This is a genomic window from Xanthomonas cannabis (genome assembly GCF_040616535.1).
GTDB lineage: Bacteria > Pseudomonadota > Gammaproteobacteria > Xanthomonadales > Xanthomonadaceae > Xanthomonas > Xanthomonas cannabis.
On sequence record NZ_CP136580.1, the window covers coordinates 2,600,039 to 2,617,675 of the forward strand.

At 62.6% G+C, this 17,637-nt stretch carries 12 protein-coding genes; 3 read left to right on the forward strand and 9 right to left on the reverse strand.

The annotated features are described in order from the left end of the window. Positions 1-43 precede the first annotated feature (43 nt). The 4 genes from RZV17_RS11130 to RZV17_RS11145 form a co-directional block, all read right to left on the reverse strand. A complete protein-coding gene (locus RZV17_RS11130; protein WP_355603397.1) occupies positions 44-859 on the reverse strand; it encodes a hypothetical protein in 816 nt (271 codons plus the stop codon). Positions 860-1,098: 239 nt separating this feature from the next. Continuing rightward, positions 1,099-1,311 (reverse strand): hypothetical protein, encoded by a 213-nt coding sequence (locus tag RZV17_RS11135; protein WP_355603400.1) that lies wholly within the window; start codon positions 1,309-1,311, stop codon positions 1,099-1,101. Between the two features lie 61 nt (positions 1,312-1,372). Continuing rightward, positions 1,373-3,427 (reverse strand): ParB/RepB/Spo0J family partition protein, encoded by a 2,055-nt coding sequence (locus RZV17_RS11140; protein WP_355603403.1) that lies wholly within the window; start codon positions 3,425-3,427, stop codon positions 1,373-1,375. Positions 3,428-3,492: 65 nt separating this feature from the next. Continuing rightward, positions 3,493-4,320, reverse strand: coding sequence for a DUF932 domain-containing protein (locus tag RZV17_RS11145; RefSeq protein WP_355603406.1), 828 nt, complete (start codon positions 4,318-4,320; stop codon positions 3,493-3,495). 589 nt (positions 4,321-4,909) lie between these two features. On the opposite strand from RZV17_RS11145, the gene RZV17_RS11150 reads away from it, so the two are divergent. Next, a complete protein-coding gene (locus RZV17_RS11150; RefSeq protein ID WP_355603409.1) occupies positions 4,910-5,197 on the forward strand; it encodes a DUF3892 domain-containing protein in 288 nt (95 codons plus the stop codon). A 62-nt stretch (positions 5,198-5,259) separates the two neighbouring features. On the opposite strand, the gene RZV17_RS11155 is transcribed toward RZV17_RS11150, so the two are convergent. Continuing rightward, a complete protein-coding gene (locus RZV17_RS11155) occupies positions 5,260-5,610 on the reverse strand; it encodes a DUF2958 domain-containing protein (RefSeq protein WP_355603412.1) in 351 nt (116 codons plus the stop codon). 324 nt (positions 5,611-5,934) lie between these two features. Between RZV17_RS11155 and RZV17_RS11160 the strand changes: the two genes are divergently transcribed. After that, entirely contained in the window at positions 5,935-7,194 is a 1,260-nt protein-coding gene (locus tag RZV17_RS11160; RefSeq protein WP_355603415.1) for a hypothetical protein, read from the forward strand. 102 nt (positions 7,195-7,296) lie between these two features. After that, a complete protein-coding gene (locus tag RZV17_RS11165) occupies positions 7,297-7,680 on the forward strand; it encodes an AlpA family phage regulatory protein (RefSeq protein ID WP_355603418.1) in 384 nt (127 codons plus the stop codon). A 10-nt stretch (positions 7,681-7,690) separates the two neighbouring features. Here RZV17_RS11165 and RZV17_RS11170 read toward each other — a convergent pair whose 3' ends face one another. The 4 genes from RZV17_RS11170 to RZV17_RS11185 all read right to left on the reverse strand — a co-directional run bounded on the left by RZV17_RS11170 (position 7,691) and on the right by RZV17_RS11185 (position 17,581). Continuing rightward, positions 7,691-14,269 (reverse strand): hypothetical protein, encoded by a 6,579-nt coding sequence (locus tag RZV17_RS11170; protein WP_355603421.1) that lies wholly within the window; start codon positions 14,267-14,269, stop codon positions 7,691-7,693. Positions 14,270-14,410: 141 nt separating this feature from the next. Then, entirely contained in the window at positions 14,411-15,361 is a 951-nt protein-coding gene (locus tag RZV17_RS11175; protein ID WP_355603424.1) for a nucleotidyl transferase AbiEii/AbiGii toxin family protein, read from the reverse strand. Beyond that, complete coding sequence (locus RZV17_RS11180) at positions 15,345-16,169, reverse strand: type IV toxin-antitoxin system AbiEi family antitoxin domain-containing protein (protein WP_355609325.1); 825 nt, start codon at positions 16,167-16,169, stop codon at positions 15,345-15,347. Before RZV17_RS11180 ends, RZV17_RS11175 begins: the two co-directional genes overlap by 17 nt. 155 nt (positions 16,170-16,324) lie before the next feature. Then, the gene (locus tag RZV17_RS11185) at positions 16,325-17,581 is read right to left on the reverse strand and encodes a tyrosine-type recombinase/integrase (RefSeq protein ID WP_355603427.1); all 1,257 of its coding nucleotides are present in this window, start codon (positions 17,579-17,581) and stop codon (positions 16,325-16,327) included. Positions 17,582-17,637: the final 56 nt, after the last annotated feature.

Consider the following 17,637-nt stretch of genomic DNA (forward strand, 5'->3'; position numbering starts at 1 on the left):
GACACGCCCAAGATCTTCAACCGATCAGCGCAGACGGAAAACGCTATGCCTTGCTGGCCTTCCACTTGGCAAACCAATGCGTGGCCGAACGAAGCGAAATCCTCATCAGGTAAGCCGCAGCCAACGGGGTTGCATGGGCTTCAAAGAGCTGGAAAACGCAATCCGCGCCACGCTTGCTCAGGGCACCGTTTTCCTTGATGTTCCTCGGGTGGCCGGGTTGGGCCGATTTCATGACCGACTCCGGGATGGCCTTCATGATGCGATTCGTTTCCGCAATCACCTTGTTGGCCTTCACGATGCCCTGGTTGACCCGCCTCTTCAGCCGCTCAATCTCCGCAATGTAGGTCTTCTCCGCCGCTTCAAAGGCCAGGAAGTCGAGCGACGCCATCATGATGAACTTCTTCATCATGCCCTTGCTCACCTTCTGCCGCAGCGCCTTGGCCCGCTTGGCGGCTGTGTAGTCATACAAAGGCATCGGCTTGAAGGTCTTGGGGTCACGTCTTGCCAGATCAGAATAGGCGCCCACATCCACGGTCAGATCATGGATGGTGTGCCCAATGATGTTGCGATAGTCCACCAGTTCCTTGAGTTCATCGCTCTCGGCCTGGTCAATGACGCCATCGGACACCAACACGGCGCGGGCCAGTTCCAGCTTCTTGCCTTCCTTGGTCTTGGGTTTGCCATCACTGAGGCGATTTACCCCGTGCAATTGGTCAGTGGCCTCGATGGAGCCCATGATGAAGCGCCGCAAATCCTCCATGTAGAAAAGGACCAGCACCATCTCAAAGGCTCGGATTTTGAGAATGTCGGCTTCCCATGCGGCAGGAGCCTTGCCATGCGGACGATGTTCTTTGCTCATCAGATATTGCCCCCCATATCACTTCACTTTAATGGCACTCGTCGTTTAAGGCGGCAATGGAAGAAGGCATCGCGCGACACAGCGATGCCTTCAACGCCGCCGCCTGAGTGCCAGCGAAGGCGGCTGCGTTCTGATTGGGCTGTTGGGCCTTCAACACCGGGCGCGGCCACTGCCGCGCCCGGATTTTTGAAGTTCACCGCGCCCAGGGCGGAACGGCCTGGGCGCGGTGCTGACGATGTTTATTCCTTCGTCTCGATGATCCACCACATGGCACACGGCAAGGCGCGGCCCGTGATGGGGTGAATGTCTGTGAGGTCGGCGCAGGCCGTCCAGCCCGAGGGCGGGCGGTAACCGCGCACGTCGCCATCGCCGTGCCAGCGGCGGGCGCGCACCGTGCCAGGGGCGTAGATCGCCGCCATGCGCGGGCGGCTGGTGGTGTTGATGGTGGGCATGGTTCGGCTCCCTGCGGCGAGGCGCCCCGGCTGGGGCCGGGGCGCTTGCCTTCGGTACGGGTCAAGCGGCCAGCGCCTCGGCGGGTTCGTCCGCCATTGCCTCGGTATCCTCCTCCGGGGCGTCCTGCTCCTGCGTTTCCTCCGGCGCAGCCTCTGCGCCCTCAGTCTTGAAGATGGCAGGCATCCAGCCCGCGCCGTTCACCAGCCGCTCGGCCTCGCTGGCAATATCGGCCTTCTTCAATTTCGCCAGCCGGTTGACGCTCTCGGGCGCGAACTCGCCCACGGCTTGCAGAACCGCCGCCTTCGGAACGTGCTTGAAATAGCCTTCCGCAGTGGGTTGCCACCATGCAGCCATATCGAGGCCCACGGCCTGGGCCAGTTCCGCGCCGGGCTGCTGCGCCGTGGCGCGAGGCGTCACCACGTCCACCGTCGAAGCCACGCACACGGCCAGCAGCTTGACCAGTTCGGCTTGCTCCATCGCCATCAGCGCAGCGAACAGTTCGGCGCTGTCCTCCGGGAGCTTATCGTCCCATCCCTGTTGCAGTTCGCGCAGGGCCGCGGCGGCAGGCGATTCCGGCCAATCGGGGGCCATGCCTGCCAGCCGGTCTTGCACCGTGAGGCGCACGCCCAGCGGCAGATCGTGGCCGTAGTTGCGGCTCTGCAAGACCGTCTGCACCATGCCATGCACCAGCGCAGCCAGTGCGACTTGCGGATGCTGGGCGACTTCGATTTGCAGCGCGGCGGTGCGATGGGCGCTCAGGCGCTGGGCCAGCCGGTCGGAAATCGCTGTGGCCTTGGGCGCTTCGTCTTCCTCGCCTTCGTCATCGCTGGCAGCATCCGCGCCGCTGAACCCTTGGCGCAGCTTCTCCAGCGTGCGCAGCGCCTTGGCCTCGGCCTCACGCAGCAGCCCGCGATGGATCACGGCCTCGCCGTTGCGGTCGATGGTGACGATGGCACCGGCTGCGGCCTTCACGTTCGCGCCGTACCCCTGCAAGCCATCTTCCAGCGCTTGCAACTGCTCGCCCAGCCGCCCGCCTTCCTCTTGCAGCGCGTCGGCCTTGTCCTCGTCGTCGGCATCCGTCGCGGCATCTATGGCTTCGGCGACCTCCTGCATCTTGCCTTGCAGCTTCTCGATGCGCTGCGCTTCGCGCTTATTCGGCTCGCGCCGCTCCCTCGGCGCACGCTGGAAGGCGTGCAGGTCGGCATGGGTCACGCTCGGCGTGGCATCGGCCCAAGCCCAGCCCTCGGCCTTCACCTCGGCGGCGATGCCTGCCAGCTTGTCTTGCGCCAGCAGCTCCAGCAGCGCCGCTTCGGTCAGGTACACGCCCGCATCGCCTTCCGCGAACAGGTCGCGGCGAACCCCGCCGCCCGCCTGCTCGTATGCGTCCAGCCCGACGAAGCGCACCAGCGGATGGCGGTAGGCGTCAATCTCGCGCTCGGTGAGGCGTTCGCGCAGCGCGGACGGTTGGCGCTGCCACTGCGGCGCATCGTAGAACGCGCTCTCCTGCGCGGCGTGGTCATCAGTGATGGAAAGCGCCATCAACTGATCCAGCGTCACGGCATCGGCCCGGTAGTCCGCCATCAGGCGCGGCGAGACATTCGCCAGCTTCAAACGGCGCTGCACCACCAGCGGCGTGACGGAGAAATCCGCCGCAATGTCCTCGATGGGCCGGCCTTCAGCCACCAGAGCCGCAAAAGCTTCAAACTGGTCTGCGGGGTGCATGGCTTCGCGCTGCACGTTCTCGGTCAGGCTGGCGGTGCGGGCCGTGCCATCGGCCACCTGTAGGCAAGGCACCTCCCAATCCTTGGCGATGCGGTGTTTCTTCGCCAGCAGCTTGAGGGCCGCGAGGCGACGGCCACCCGCGACTACCTCGTAATGCTCGCCATCGGCGGTGGGAATCACGATCAGGTTTTGCAGCAGGCCCACGCGCTGGACGCTCGCGGCCAGTTCGGGGATGGACATGCGCGGGACGGTCTTGCGCACGTTGCGGCCCGTGGGGCGCAGCACCAGCCGCGACAGCGGAACCAGAATCATGTGCTTGCTCGGGTCGGCGGCTTGCAGCACGTTGGCGCGAGTGTCGAGGGCTTGGGCTTCGGTGTAAGTAACGGCGTTCATGGTGTATCTCCAGTCGAGCGAAACAAGGGAATGGAGGGGAACCGCCCCTCCGGCGGGGGAACGGTTCAAGCCTTGAGCTGGCGCATGCCATCGGCCAGCAGCCACAGGGCACGGTTCAGGCGAATGTCGGAATCGATGCCCTGCACGGGCCGGGTTTGCTGCCTGCGGCCATTGGCTGCGCGGCCAGCCAATCCGCCCTTGGTCAAGTTCTCCTGCGTGCGGTTGAACACGCTCCACAGGTCGGGGCGGCGGTCGTCGAACCGGCGCGGCATCAGGATTTGCGATTCGGTGATGGGTGCGGGCTTGTCCGGGTCGTCGTACTTGAGGGACAGCGCGGCGCGGGCGAACACTTCGGATTCGCCCTCGTCCAGCGTGATGCCGCGCATCAGGTCGCGGGATGCCTTCACCTGCTCGAAGCCGCCCAACACTTGGTATGCGCCTTGGATGACGAGCCCGGCCACGTCGCCTTTGTGAGGCACGCGCACATCGGCCACGGTGTCGCCGCAGACAAGGCCATTGCTGCAAACGAAACGGAACATCCCGGCCAGCATCTGATAGCTGCTGGTGCCGTCATGGGAATTCAGGAGGACGATTTCATTGGCTTCCGCGCCGTTGATCTGGCTGGCGTGGCGCAGGCGCAGCATGTGTTTCGTGTGCTCGCGTTTGCCTTCATCACGCACGCGGGTCTGCGTCACCATGAAGGGCTGGAAACCCTCCTTGCGCAGTTCGGTCAGCACGGCAGCGGTGGGGATGTAGCGGTACCGCTCGGAACGGCTTTCATGCGGGGCGTCCGCGAAGATGGACGGGGCCACGCGGCGGATTTGGTCATCGGACAGCGGGGAATCGCTGCGCAACGACGGGGAACGGGAAGCGAAACGGGATGCGATTTGCATGGCACTCTCCTGACAAAGTTGCTGTTGAAGAAACCGCACACCGGATTCCTAGATTCGAAGCCCAGCCTTTCGGCTGTTCGGTGCGGTCGGCACGAAGAACCCGGTTGGCCTCGTTGCCACCGTCTTTCCTGAGTTCATCGCCCGCGACGGTCAGGAGCGCGCGGACGGGGGCCGTCAAGGAGGCAAGCGCAGGGTGGGTGCGGCCCGCAGGCGCAGCCGAGGACACGGCCCTGCGCGCCTTGATGGCACCCGGCCGCGGGCTACAGTCGCGGATAAGGTGATGAAGTCAGGGAAGACGGCTGGACATGGCAACGGCCCTCCCTGTGTGCAGACCGCACGGCAAGCGAAGCGCGCAGGCCCGAAGCTGGAAGCCGGGCCGGAGGCGTCAGCCGAGCGGAGCGAGGGAACGATGGAAGCCCGACAGGGGCGAGACCCTGCAGGGGGCTCGATGCGCAGCACAACAGCGCGACCGGCCATGTTTTCTGGCCGGGGACGTCCGGGTTTCAAGGCTTTCTGCGCACACTTGAAACGGACGCTTACGTCTCCAACTTTCTGAGCGGCATGCCGCCATCAACACGGGAGGAGAGATATGGCAGATTTCTGCATCACGGCCGTTAGCTACAACAAGGATCGCAGCCACATTGAGCAAGTGCAGGTGCGCGAGGAGAAGGAGAAAACAATCGGCGCAATCCGAACTGTGCCGCGCGCCTTTGTGGCAGACCTTATTCGTCTTGGTAAAGCTACCTTCCAGACGAGAGTGAAAGTTGACGACATTTGGAAGCTCGGCGCGCAGGTGCATCTCATTGAGGATGTCTATCTGACGACCGATAAGAACAGCACCAAGCGGGACAATCTGGGGAATTTGCCGGAGTTCTAAGGCCAGGCACGCTGCCTCGCATTGCGGGAAAAGGAGCGCCTTGCGGCGCTCCCAAGGCCGGGTTAGACAACGATCCGCCCGACCAGCCGCGCATCGCGCGCATAGGCGCTCAACCGCTTCTCGGCGCGGAAAGACAGATCGCACTCGACCGGCAACCCCAGTCGCCCGCGCACCGTCGCCAGCTCCTGCAGGCTGACCCAGCCGATCTCCGGCGCCCCCAGCCCCAGGTCGCAAAGGCCGAAGGCGTGATCGTGGTCATCGGGATCAATCTCGGTCAACAGCCAGGTCGCGCCGGCATCCGGCGTGAACAGCTTGACCACGGGCGCCGGATCGAAGTCCGGGTTGTCTAAGGATTCGCGGCCGTTGGCCAACAGCACGATGCGCTGCTCGTCGGTGATGAGCGCGTTGTTCATGGTGAACTCCTGAGAGGTTGCCGGGCGGAATTGCCCGTCCCTTCCAGGGCACGGCGCAGCGCAAGCAGTCAGGGGTCAACGACGGCCGCCAGGACGCAAGCGCCAGCGGCGCGCAGCCCTTGACGGCGAGAACGCCGTGGCACGATGAGGAGAACAGCAAGCCGCCCACCCGCCACCTCAGGCCTCCAGCATTTGGGCAAGCGAAGCGCGCAGGCCCGACGCCAGGGCGGAGGCGTCAGCCGACAGGCAGCGCCGACTGGTACTCACAGCTTCGCGCTCATTTCAATCAACTCGATCTCACAGATCCACCACTAAGAGAAGTTCATGCTCGATACCCCGATCACCGACGCCCTGTTGTCGGCCCTTCTCAACCGTGACGCGGCTGCACTTGATGCAATCCAGGCACACCGCGCCGCCGAATGCGCATCCATTCGCACCGTCATTTGTACCGACGCTTCGGGGGCAGTCGATCTGGATCTCGGACTCAGCGTGTCCTCCAGCGACTATGTGACCTCATTTTTTGAGGGGCCTCGCGCGTTTTTCATGTCAACAGGAGCAAGCGTCCAGGCCCGCCTGACGGGTGGCAGATCGAACGTGCTGATCGACTTCTCTCTCAGCTTCGACTCGAATTTCGCTGAGAAGCTACGCGCAGTCATCGCTGGCGAGAACATTCAGCAGGCTGATCGAGATAGGGTTCTCGAAATTCTCATGCTCAAGGCTCGAAACCGGCATGTGCAATTCGACGTGATGCCATTTCTCATCGAGAACACACGGCTGGCTCGCAAGGAGCCCTCCAACGAGCGCCCTCTGAATACGTTGATCGCATTCCGTATGCTCGACCACCTGGATTGGGATACCTTCCGGAATGACCCCGGCCGCTTCGTCTTCAATGCTTCATCCGAGGACCTGAAGGCACAACTCCGCCCCGATGCAGAAGCCTTCCTGGCTGAACTGCAAGCCAGCGCAGAGATCAGCCACCAAGAAGCCAAGAGCGCTGGAACACAGGCGCTGCTACTGAGATTCGTGCGACTTTGGCATGAGGAGCGCAAACCGAACAGAAATCGCATCCTGCGTGAACTCATCCGTTTCAGTATCCATAAGCTAGGGGCGATTCCGCTCACCGAAATACGGCTGATCTGGAGCGGCATGACCTCTAACCTGGGTTCACCGTTCTTCGGTCCCATCATGGGTCGATCCCCTGACATGGTGCAGAAGATTCGCGGGATGGCCTGGGACATGACACTGCTCCGCGTCATGGAGCAGATCGCCACAGCCAGCCAAGTCGGCTCCTTCTTCATTCCCTATTTCGTGTCGATGGATCGCCGCTGGCGCCACTTGCTGCGCCTAAATCCAGTGCGACTGATGGTGATTGACGACGCGCATCGCCGCGTGATCTTCGCCCGCACCAATGAGCAGGAATTCCAGCGCGTACTGGAAGAATGCACGCGGACCGAGTTTCAGTCGGAGATGACATCTGAAAAGATCGAAGCCCGCCGCAGATCGGCGCAAGCCATTGAATTGAACGCCATGCAGCAGCTCGTCGCCGAAGAAGAGCGCCATTGGCTCGCAGCAACAGCCGAGTGAAATCAAAGGACGTTGCAGAAACGCGTTGAGTTTGCTGTTCTACGCTCCAGCAAGTTGTCGCGATAGGTACTGAACCTCACCATGTCTCCATGTTGCGTACTCGTGGAGGCAGAGGTGGCACAACTATCGCAAGCGTCGAACGCAGTTGGTGTCGACACCGGTCAGTCTCTTCCGCTACCGGGGACGAACGCCTACGAGGCACTGCCGCAATTTCCAAAGCGCAGCGCCCTTCCCTTCCGGCGCACGATCCGCCGTCAGGAACTGCGGCAGATCGTCCCCCTAGCAGAAACGACCATCTACGAGATGGAGCGCCGCGGCGAGTTCCCGCGTCGCTTCAACCTGACTCCACGCTGTGTTGTTTGGGACTTGGCCGAAGTGGAAGCGTGGATCGAGGAGCGCAAGCAAGCCCCCCGCGATGGCATCTCGAAGCCCGACGTCCACCTACGAAAAACCCGCCCTGTCCGGGCGGGCTCGAGTGAGGAGTGAGGTCGCCCCCTTATTCGGACGATAGGCGTTCGATGACTATTCGATACTGCTCCTCGCTAATCGGTGGATCGTTGCGCCGAGACAGCCATTCGTCGGGCAGGCCTGCGATCGCGCGGAACCGCGGATAGAAATCGCGCCGCCGATCGGGGTCGAGCGTCGCAAGAGCTTCCTTGGCTTGTCGAGAGAGGCCTCGCGGCGACCGAATCTGGCCGCGTTCATCGATGACGACCACCAGCGATCGATGGGTAAATCCGCTGGTGTCCCCGGCGCGTCCGCTCGACTTCCCTCTATGGTATTTCTGGAGCGTGAGTGCGACGACAAGACTACGCTCGGATGCCTTGAGCAGGGAAAGCAATGGGTCACGACTGACGAGCAAGCGGTATCCAGTCTCGCTCCAGGCATACTCACCCCGTCCACCCTCAGCACCCCAGGCTTCGGCACGATAGGCTGTTCTCCCTTCGATTGACCAGCGGCGGATCACCTCATCATCTGCGACAGTCCCCAACAGGTCTCGCGTCCGATCCGATGGGAAAGGCCTGTTGAGTGCAGTGGCGGCACCATAGGGATCATGCCGATCGAGCTGGCGCTCGGTGTTCGGTGCCTTTGCGACCCATGGCTGAACCGTGTGACCGTCGCCACCGAAGTGACGCGCAATCTCATCTTCATCGTCAGGCAACCACCTAAAGAATGCTTCAGCTGACAGCACGGCCATGACCACTGCTCGCGCATCGCCGGCATTCGCCAGTACGCTTTGAAGCGTGACCGTTGTGTCTCGCCCGATCGACCAACGCCCCGCGACCGGAAGCCAATCTGCCGCTACCTTGCCGTCCAGCAAGCTGAGCAACGGTGTCAGCAGATTGCTGTCTTCGCGGATGGTGCCTTTCTCACCGCTCTCCGGCATGGGCATGTCCGCCTCCTTGGTAAGGTCGAGCGGAAACGGATCGGTGAGATCGGCAAGCCAAAGACCGTCGCTTCTTGACAGCGTGTATTCCCTCAGGAACGCGGCCCAAGCATCACCGCCCCAGTCCTCGCCGACAACCACCCGTGTCGCCAGCAACTCACCAGCGACAAGCATGAGTGCATGCCATCCGAGATATCCCCCATACCGATCTCGGTCCGGAACATATCCCGACGACCAAGATGCGTCATCGCTTCTGCCACGTGGGCAATCGTGCATTCCTCGGACGGTTGTGTCCGAACGCCGCACCCACGCGCTGATGCGATCTTCCACCTCCCAGCCTGGACAAGCGAAGACGTGGCACAAGCGCTCGACCTGGTATTTGTTGAAGTCGTAGTCGAGGTGGAAGCCATCCTCTGATTGCGGCGAAGCGTCTGGCCTCGGTGCATACCGGAACTCGCGATAGTCGGCCCGAGGAGCCGATGGGAAGGGCGACCGGTTTGCGAGGCCAAGCTTGGCGATCAGAGCTTCGTGCTCTTCGGGTGCGAGTGCAGGCGCAAGCTCGCGAAGTACGTCTATCGCGAACGCACGCATGACAACGTGAGGGAACTCAGTGGAAAAGGCGATTCGCTCGAAGAACGCGCGATGGGAGGCAAATGTGGGAGCAGCGTCTTTCGCTACTCGAGCGAGTGCGATCAACAGCCAGAGCTGCGCATGCATTACGTAGAAAGGCAGCTTCGCATCGCCGAAAGGCAAGCTCGAAGCAGACCCAAAGCGTTCGATCAGTCGTTCAATGACATCGGACCGTCCGGCCACCACCAATCGCCGCACCGCATGGGCTGCGCGCCAGCGCATTGCTGCGATGGGATGGCCGAGCCTCGCCCACACGAGCCCCGCCACGAATGTCGCCTCGTCGGACGAAACCGTAAAACGCGCGTCCCACGGCCCATCCCCAACTTCGGACGGCAGCTTTTCATCTGTGCTCGCCAGAAACCGTTCGAGGCCTTCCGCAATGGCGCTGGCACTGACGTCAGACGCCAGTCTCGCGGCGAGTGCGAGCCAGGCATTACCACCAAGACTGTCCGCGGCGCTCCGGAGCGCTGCAACTACGTGCTCGACAAGGGTTGCACGGTCAGCATGAAAATGCTGCTCCAGCCCCCGCCAGTTGCCCCACGCGTCGGTGCTTGAACTGGCAAGTTCGGCGGCGTGCTTGGTGGCAAGGCGCAGTCCCAAGTCAGGTAGAGCATCACGCATAGCCGCCGACGACCTACCCCACTCCTCCAAGTAGTCGTCCAGCGCGTGGATTTTGTCGGCAAGCGTGGCAGCCGTTGTTTCAACGACCGCGCGGACGAACCCGAGGCGCTCGGCGGGAGAGTTTGCTCGCTTGGCCAAATCGATCAGTGTCCGAACCGGCCAGCGCCGCCCTGACTGGTCAATCTCCTCGTTGAGGATCTGACGGTCAATGTCGTCTGAGTCCGTGAGGTCCACTGGGAAGACGGGCGGGGGCTCCGACGCGGTCGACGGAGGCATGACCGTTCGCGATTCGGATTGGGGTCCAAGGCGAGTAAGCAGGCCCTCGATTCGTGTTCGAGCATGAGAAGCGGCGGGGAGACTACGCTCAGCGAGGTCATGTAGCCGTTCGATCGTCTCCCGTGCGGGAGACAGTTGATCCTCGCGATCGATCTCGACCATAAGGAGATCGAAGAACCATTCCCATCGCTCTTGAGGTAGACGGCAAATGACCTCTGACGCGAAGCCCGAGATGTGCCACGTCCACGTTTCGACCGGAGCAGCCAGACCAAATAGAGCGACGGCGGCTTCAACAGAAAGCTTCGAATCACGAACGAGGACAGTTAACGCTGGGCCGAGTGACAGTCCGAGCCGAGCTGCGTCACGATCGTCCAGCCGTGCCAGCGTAGCCAACGTCGCCCGACCAGCAATCGGCACCATCGTTTTCGCGTATTCAGTCCAGGGGAATTTGCCATCCTCGTTCTGATTCAGTTCAAGGATACGCGCCAGGGTGTGCGCCGCCGCCGGCGGAAGTTCGGGACCCGAATAGTGGCTGGTCAGTTCCAACAAGTGGTTGGTACGATCGAAGTCATCCGATCCAATCGCCTCGGCAAGATCGAGCGCACGGCGAAAATAGGCCGCAGCCTCTTCAGTGCTTACTCGCCAGGCTGCGCGAGCGAGATCCCCGTAGGATGAGATTCTGGATCCGACATCGGTATCGAGTTGGATCTTGCGTTCGATATGGCCGGCAAGGAGGAGCGCAGCATCATGGCACTGGGGGGTACGCGACAGTCGAGCAACCGCATTGGTCAGCTCCGGCGTGAATAGGCCTGGTGCACTCGCTGCCCACTCGGCCATGCGCTTCGCAAGCGAGGCATTGAGCGCACCTAACGCATCGGCAAGATCAAAAATCACTCGGAAACCGTTCCGCGCGAGATACGCCTTCCCGTCCCGATACGGATAGTTGGATGACTGCTCAACATCACGGACAAGTCGGTCAAAGGCCGCGGCCACCATCTCGTCCCGCTCCTTTCCATTGGGCGGACGAATGATGTCGGCGACATCCTGCGCATAGCTCAGCATCGGCAAGATCCGGCTACCAAGCGCACGCGAATAGTCCGATCGCTTTTCCTCGTCGAGTCCATCGCGCCGCTTCCGTCGGTGCCGAGTTCCATCGAACTTCGGACCGGCCAGCTTCTGGTTAAGTACCCGGCTGAAGGTCGCTGCGCCCCGCGACCGAGCACCTGCAGGCACCAATCCGATGAATTCAGCCGGCGCTATGTCGATCAAGGCGGCGCGCTTCCGGCTCAAGGCGGCTCGAACACCGGCGGCCAGTACGGTCACGTGGATCGCACGGTCGCTCGGATACTGACTGGAATAGTCATAGACACTTGGCGATGTAAGTGCAGTTCCAGCGAGGATGCTTGCTGCCTCGCTCTCCATGCCGAGCTCTATCGCCAGCGCCGATGCCAGCACGCTGGCCATCGCCAAGCCTTCGCTTTTGCCAGTCCCAGAAGATGCGGCCGCAAGTGCCGTGACAATCCTTCTGGCGTGGGATGGTTCACGACCGACGAGTGGAAGCGCGGCAGCGTAGAGTGCGCGAGATGGCAGTCGACAACGCAGCAGCCGCGTTGCGACGCGCGTCTTGGGCGGATGCGCCGATTGCTGGTGTCGATCCAGAAGATCGAACAAGTCCTGAAACTTGGCGAAAGCCGTACCGTCATCTTGACGGGCGAAGAACTCCGCAACGCGCACGTCATTGCCCGCCAGCATCTCGACATAGGCAAAGCCAATATCGTCCCACTGCCTTGAGGTGCTCGATTCGCTAAAGCGCGCGCTGCGTTTGGTGTGCGCGGCCCAGTTGTGCCAGTCGATTGATCGCCGAGCGTGGCGACGAGCCTCGTCTCGGTCGCCTGCAAATGCGTTCGCAAGTGCAAGCGCGGCGTGTTTCCCTCCAGGCCAGCCAACATTGGTCGCGAAAAGCCGTCGCAAGGCTTCGGGGTCACCCGCCACTGCGGTGAGATCAGGATGCTCGTATAGGAAGCGGTCGGATCGCTCATGGCCCGCGGCAACGAGCGATGCTTCCAGCAGCAGACGGAGAAGATCGTCGCGCCGCCTCAGCTCTCCCGCCAGTGCTATCGCGGCAGTAATCCGCGATAGACGGATGTCGCGTGCGCTTACCTGTGAAGCGCCTCGGGGAACACGCAGATCGTAGGCCAGTTGGATGAGTTGATCGGCATCGCGTAGCGAGGTGAGCAACGCTGGCAGCGCCCGGGCTGCATAGTTTGAGGCGAGCTGTCGTTCTTGGAGAGCGGCGATAACGCGATCTCGACCGGCCTGGCTCGCGCCGTAGCTTGATCGGATCAGGGTCTCGGTCGGTTCATCGCGGAACATCAGGCCGTGTGGTGTTCGCTCAAGCAAGGGGGCAAGGTCGGCCGCGAAGCTTTCAACCTGCTCCGCGATCAAACCGTGAGCTGCAGCAAGCTCTTCAATGGGAACTGGGGGCGCCAGCAAGGCGATGCCTGTGAGCAGGAGGTCAATGTCCGCGTCGTTGGCGCCGCGAGCGCGCGCAGTTTCGCGCGCTTCGTTGAGACGTTTGCGAAGCAGCAGGTCGAGCAGGTCTTGTGGCTCTCCCGGTGTGTCAGGGAAAGACACGGGATCAAACGGCCGTCCGGTCGTGATCAGGTTGTCGAGACAGCGTGGGTTGCGACCTGACCGTGTCAGCAGAGCGGCGATCTCGTCGGCCGAAGCATCCGGCACGCGCCGCTCGACGAGGGCTCGTACTTCCGCGTCAGTGAACAGTGGAATCGTGAAAGAACGATGCGAGGTATCGCCGGTTGCCAGCGCGAGCCGTTCAGTTCGGCACGATGCGACGATGCGAACGCCGTCGATCGGATCGACGCTGATGCTGCGCATGAGAAGGTGTGCGAACGATGATGTCGCGGTATCCCGCGCGGCAAGACCGGCGTGGTCGATCGCGTCGAGCACCAGTGAAACACATGCATCGCTGCGAGTTCGCCGAGCCGTCTCCACCGATTGGGCGAGCCGTCGGCGGAATGCCCTGAGCAAGCCCGTAACGTCCGCCACTGGCAACAGAATGTCGCACAGGCCTTGTCCAGCCATAAGATTGGCAAGGTGGACAAGCGTCCTTTCCGGGAGGTGCCGACCGTCAGCAGGATCCCGCCAGCGACCGGCGCCGAAGCCATCGAAGAGCACCACGGGGCCATCGGCTCGCAATCGGTCGGCGAGGCCTTGCATCAAGACAGTCTTGCCCATCCCGCCCGCAGCATGGACAACGAGAGGAAGACCAACTTCACGGGCGAGGATCGCAATGTCGCCAAGAACATCGCGCTGAATGACTACCTCAACCTCGGGGAACGCGTCGGGCGTGGGATACAGCCGATCCTCGTGCTCCACTTCCAACTCAGCCAAAACCGCTACCCGGTCAACTCGTTTGTCCCTCTCGCTACCGGGACCGGCCTTGATCCTGATGAGATTCCGCAATTTGAGCAGGCGTTTCTCCGCATCCGGATCCCCTGGTTCGCTCCATGCGGCGAGAGTCGCTGAAATCGCTCGCTCAGCCTCGGTCAAGCTTCCCTTGCTGCCGACCAATTCCAATCGCCGCAGCAGGTCAGCAAAGGGATGGGGATAGTCTTTCAGAGCTTCTGCGATCTGGCCTGTTTGGCGGGCTACATCACCGGCTTCTTGGGTGCCCGCGACAACCGCTGCGATCGCCGTCCCTAGGTTCTCGTGGATGGGCCTGTTCGTAGCAAATTCATACCGGACCACGGCGAGAACATGATCATCACCGTGCGTTGCCCGAAGCTCTGCATCGGTCGCGGCAAACTTGGTAAGAGTTGATGCCAGGTCAGCAGCTCGAACTGCCGTGTCGGCGCTTGCGATCGAGTATTTGAACTGAACGACCGTGACTCGATGCGCCCGGGCAACATCGGTGGCGCCGTGGTACCGGACAAGATCGGCAATCTCGACCGCACCAGTTCCCAAGCTCTGTTCGTCTCGCTCATCGAAACCCTCAAGCGTGATAGAGGTAAGGTCGGTCGACGGCGGCAGGAGTTCAAGAGCTGTACGTGCGGCCCAAGCTTCATGAAAGGCGTGGCCCGCCTTTGATGCTCGAACTTTGTCGATTTCTATCGGCCGTGTGCCAGTATCGTTGTCATTCATGATCGGCTCCGCTCCCAGTCAAACGGAGCATCGGTTCACTCGCTGTCTGCCTGTCGGCGCAAAGCATGGTCCTGCAACTCATGTCTCGGCCTAACTCATAGAGCAGTGTGAAATCGTGAGCCATCGCGTCAGCCCTCCTCATCATCCGCCGCCTGCAACCCGTGCCAGCGCTTCTTCAAGCGCCTGGCGGTCTGCCGCACGCTTGTCTGCCGTGCGCTGCGCGAGGTTGCGCAGCTTGCGCCGCACACCCGGCAACTCCGCCGCATGCGCAAGCCCGATCAGGCCGAAGTCCGGCTGCTCGTTCTCCACGGACCACAGGAACGCACACGACGGCTCATCCAGCCACGCTGCCACACGCGACAACAGGCGCTCGCGGCTTTCCAGCAAGGCTCCGACCTCAATGGGCTCGGTCGTCATGCCCTTGAAATGCGCCTCAAAAGTGGCCTCGAAATCCGCAGGCGCGCGCGGCGCCAGCATCTCCCACGCCGGTTTGGGGCTGCAAGTCAGGTACACGAGGAAGGTGCGCCAGAGCATCTCATCCGCCCGTTCATCGTCCAGCAGCAAGCCCACATCGAAAAGATCGCGCGGATGCTGCCGCGACAGCGCCGCCGCGAGCTTGCCGGCATAGAGGTCGGCGAAATCCAGCACCTGCACCTCGGCGAAGCCGAATGCGTCCTCCACCCGCGGGCGCACCACCATTCTGCGCACCGGATGCACTGTGCCGCGCATCACCGGCGTCGTCTCGATCTGCACGCGTGCGCGGCCGCGGCTAGCCACCAGCCGCGTGACCGTCCCTGCGCCCTCGCCCGCCGAGGTCTGCACCTGCAGTTGCAACGGGCGGGCGCGCAGCACATCTGCCAATCGCCCAAGGGCTTCGGCAATCAGCTTCGCATCCTCGGCGTAGTCGTGGACAGGCAGCCAGGCCAGATCGATATCCACCGACAAGCGCGGCAGGTCGTGCTCGAAGAGGTTGATGGCCGTGCCGCCCTTGAGCGCAAAGCGCGGCTCCTGCGCGAGCACCGGCAGGATATCGACCAGCAGCCGCACCCGGTCGGTGTAGCGCCGATCCCAATGGTCAAGCCAGGTGCTCATCGAGGTCTCCCGGCAGGGTGATCTGGTAAGTCGGATGCAAGCGCCCGCCGGGCACCAGCGCGCGCTTGCCCCGGCCCAGTTCGACCCCATCGAGGGGCACATGAGACAGCCACGCATGCTTGTGGCGTTCGGCCAGGGCCAGGAACAGCCGCTTCGCCTTGATGCTGCGGCAGTGGCCCAGCATCAGACCGACACGCTGCGGCCGCAGCGTCGTCATCGCTTGCATCAGCGCATCAGCCTCATAGACCAGCGCCGCATCCGACACGCCATCGCACAGCTCCAGCATGGCCCGCTCGGGCGTGGAGCACACCAGTGCCGACTCGGCACCCGAGTCCATCCGATGCCACGCCAGCCCCTGCCCGGCCAGCACGGACTCGGACACCTCGGCCGTGAATGACACGGCAGGCAGATCGAACGGGCCCTTGCCCAGGAACGCGAAGCGCTCCTGCAGCGGCAGCTTGCTCATCCAGCCTGGCGGCCGCTCCGGCCCATAGAGGGTAATCGTCCCGGCATCGCCCAGGCGCAGGTAGTGCTCGTGCCCCTGCAGGGTTAGCGCGAAGCGCCCCCCTACATGCAGCGGCATCCCCTCCCCGGCTTGCAGGCTGCGCACCACACCATCCCACTGCAGACGCCCGCCCTGGCGCATATACACGCCACGGGCCGGCGACACCAGCCAGCCACTGCCCACATAGCGTGCGACGAGGCTGTTCGAGTAGCCGTGCGCCCGTAGCCAGCGACTGGAAACCAAGCGCGTGTCGCCCAGATCAGCCAAGAGGCGGTTCAGTTTTCCTGCATTTTGGTCACCCATAGTGCTCAAAATACAGCTTTCTCGAACTTCTGCCAAGACTCGATGGTTCGGAAGATGAGAAATTCGATCACTTACGGTGATCTTTTTTCGACAACGGCAAACCACCCGCTGTCCATCAGCGGCACGTTCCAAGAGGATCTGCATGCGATCCCCTGTCACACGGTCGCACTCAGTACCGGCACCACCACGTTCTCCGGCATCAGCTTCGGCACGTAGGTCTGGCCATCGATCCAGGCATCGACCATGTTGGCCCACTCCTGCAGCATGTGGCGCCGCTGCTCGGCGTACTCGGCTTTGTTGTAGATCGAGCGCGAGGAACGCCCCTCCTCGTGCGCAAGGCACTTCTCGATCCAGTCGCGGTTGAATCCGATCTCGTTGAGCAGCGTCGAGCCGGTGCGGCGCAGATCGTGGACGGTGAAGGGCTCCAACGGCAGACCCGCAGCCTTCGCTCGCTCCGCGACGATCTGCGTGACCCGGTTCAAGGTCGCATTCGACATGCAGCGGTCGGCGTCGTAGCGCGATGGCAGCACGAACTTGGAACCAGCCGCGCAGGTGTGCAAGGCCACGAAAATGTCGAGCGCTTGGCGCGACAGATAGACCACGTGCGGGTTGCGCCCCTTCATGCGCTGCTTCGGGATCGTCCAGGTCGCGTTCTCGAAATCGACCTCATCCCAGGTGGCCTGGATCAGCTCGCTCTTGCGCACCAGGGTCAGCAGGATCATGCGCAGCGCCAGCCGGATAGTCGGATAGGTCGCCACCGATTCCATCTGCCGCGCCATCAGCCGGATCTCTAGCGGCGACAAGGCGCGATCCTTCGGCGCGAAGGTCGCAATCGACGCGGCCCCTACATGCTCAGCCGGGTTGTCCACCTTCTCGCCGTGCAGGATGGCGAAGGCATAGACCTGCTTCACGATGTCGCGAACGTGTACCGCAGTGGCTGGAGCACCGCGCGCCTTCACCTTGTTGCAGAGGGCGCGCAGGTCATCAGCGGTGATTTCGTTGAGCTGCCTATTCTGGAAGGCCGGCAGGATGTCCCGATCGACGATGCTCTTGCGCATTGCCTTGGTGCTGTCGGCCATTCGAGCGCCGGCTAGCCACTTCTCGGTCACGTCGCCAAAGGTCTTGGCGGCGGTCAGCCGGCGCTTCTCGCGCTGCTTCTCCAGCGCGGGGGACTTGCCCTGGGCCACGGCCTTCTTGGCGTCGATCAGTTTTTCGCGGGCCATCGCCAGCGAAATACCCGCAGGCCCGTAGCGGCCAATGGTCAGGGTCTCACGGCGCCCGTTGAGACGGTAATCGTAGCGGAAGGTGACGGTACCGGTGGGCGATACCGTCACGTACATCCCGTCCCGGTCAGAAGCCTTATAAGTCAATGACTTAGGCTTCAAATTACGCAGTGCGGTGTCGGTAAGCATCGAGGTTTTCCTCCTGTTGGTGACGGCTTTTACCGTCAGGGGCCAGGAGACCTGCT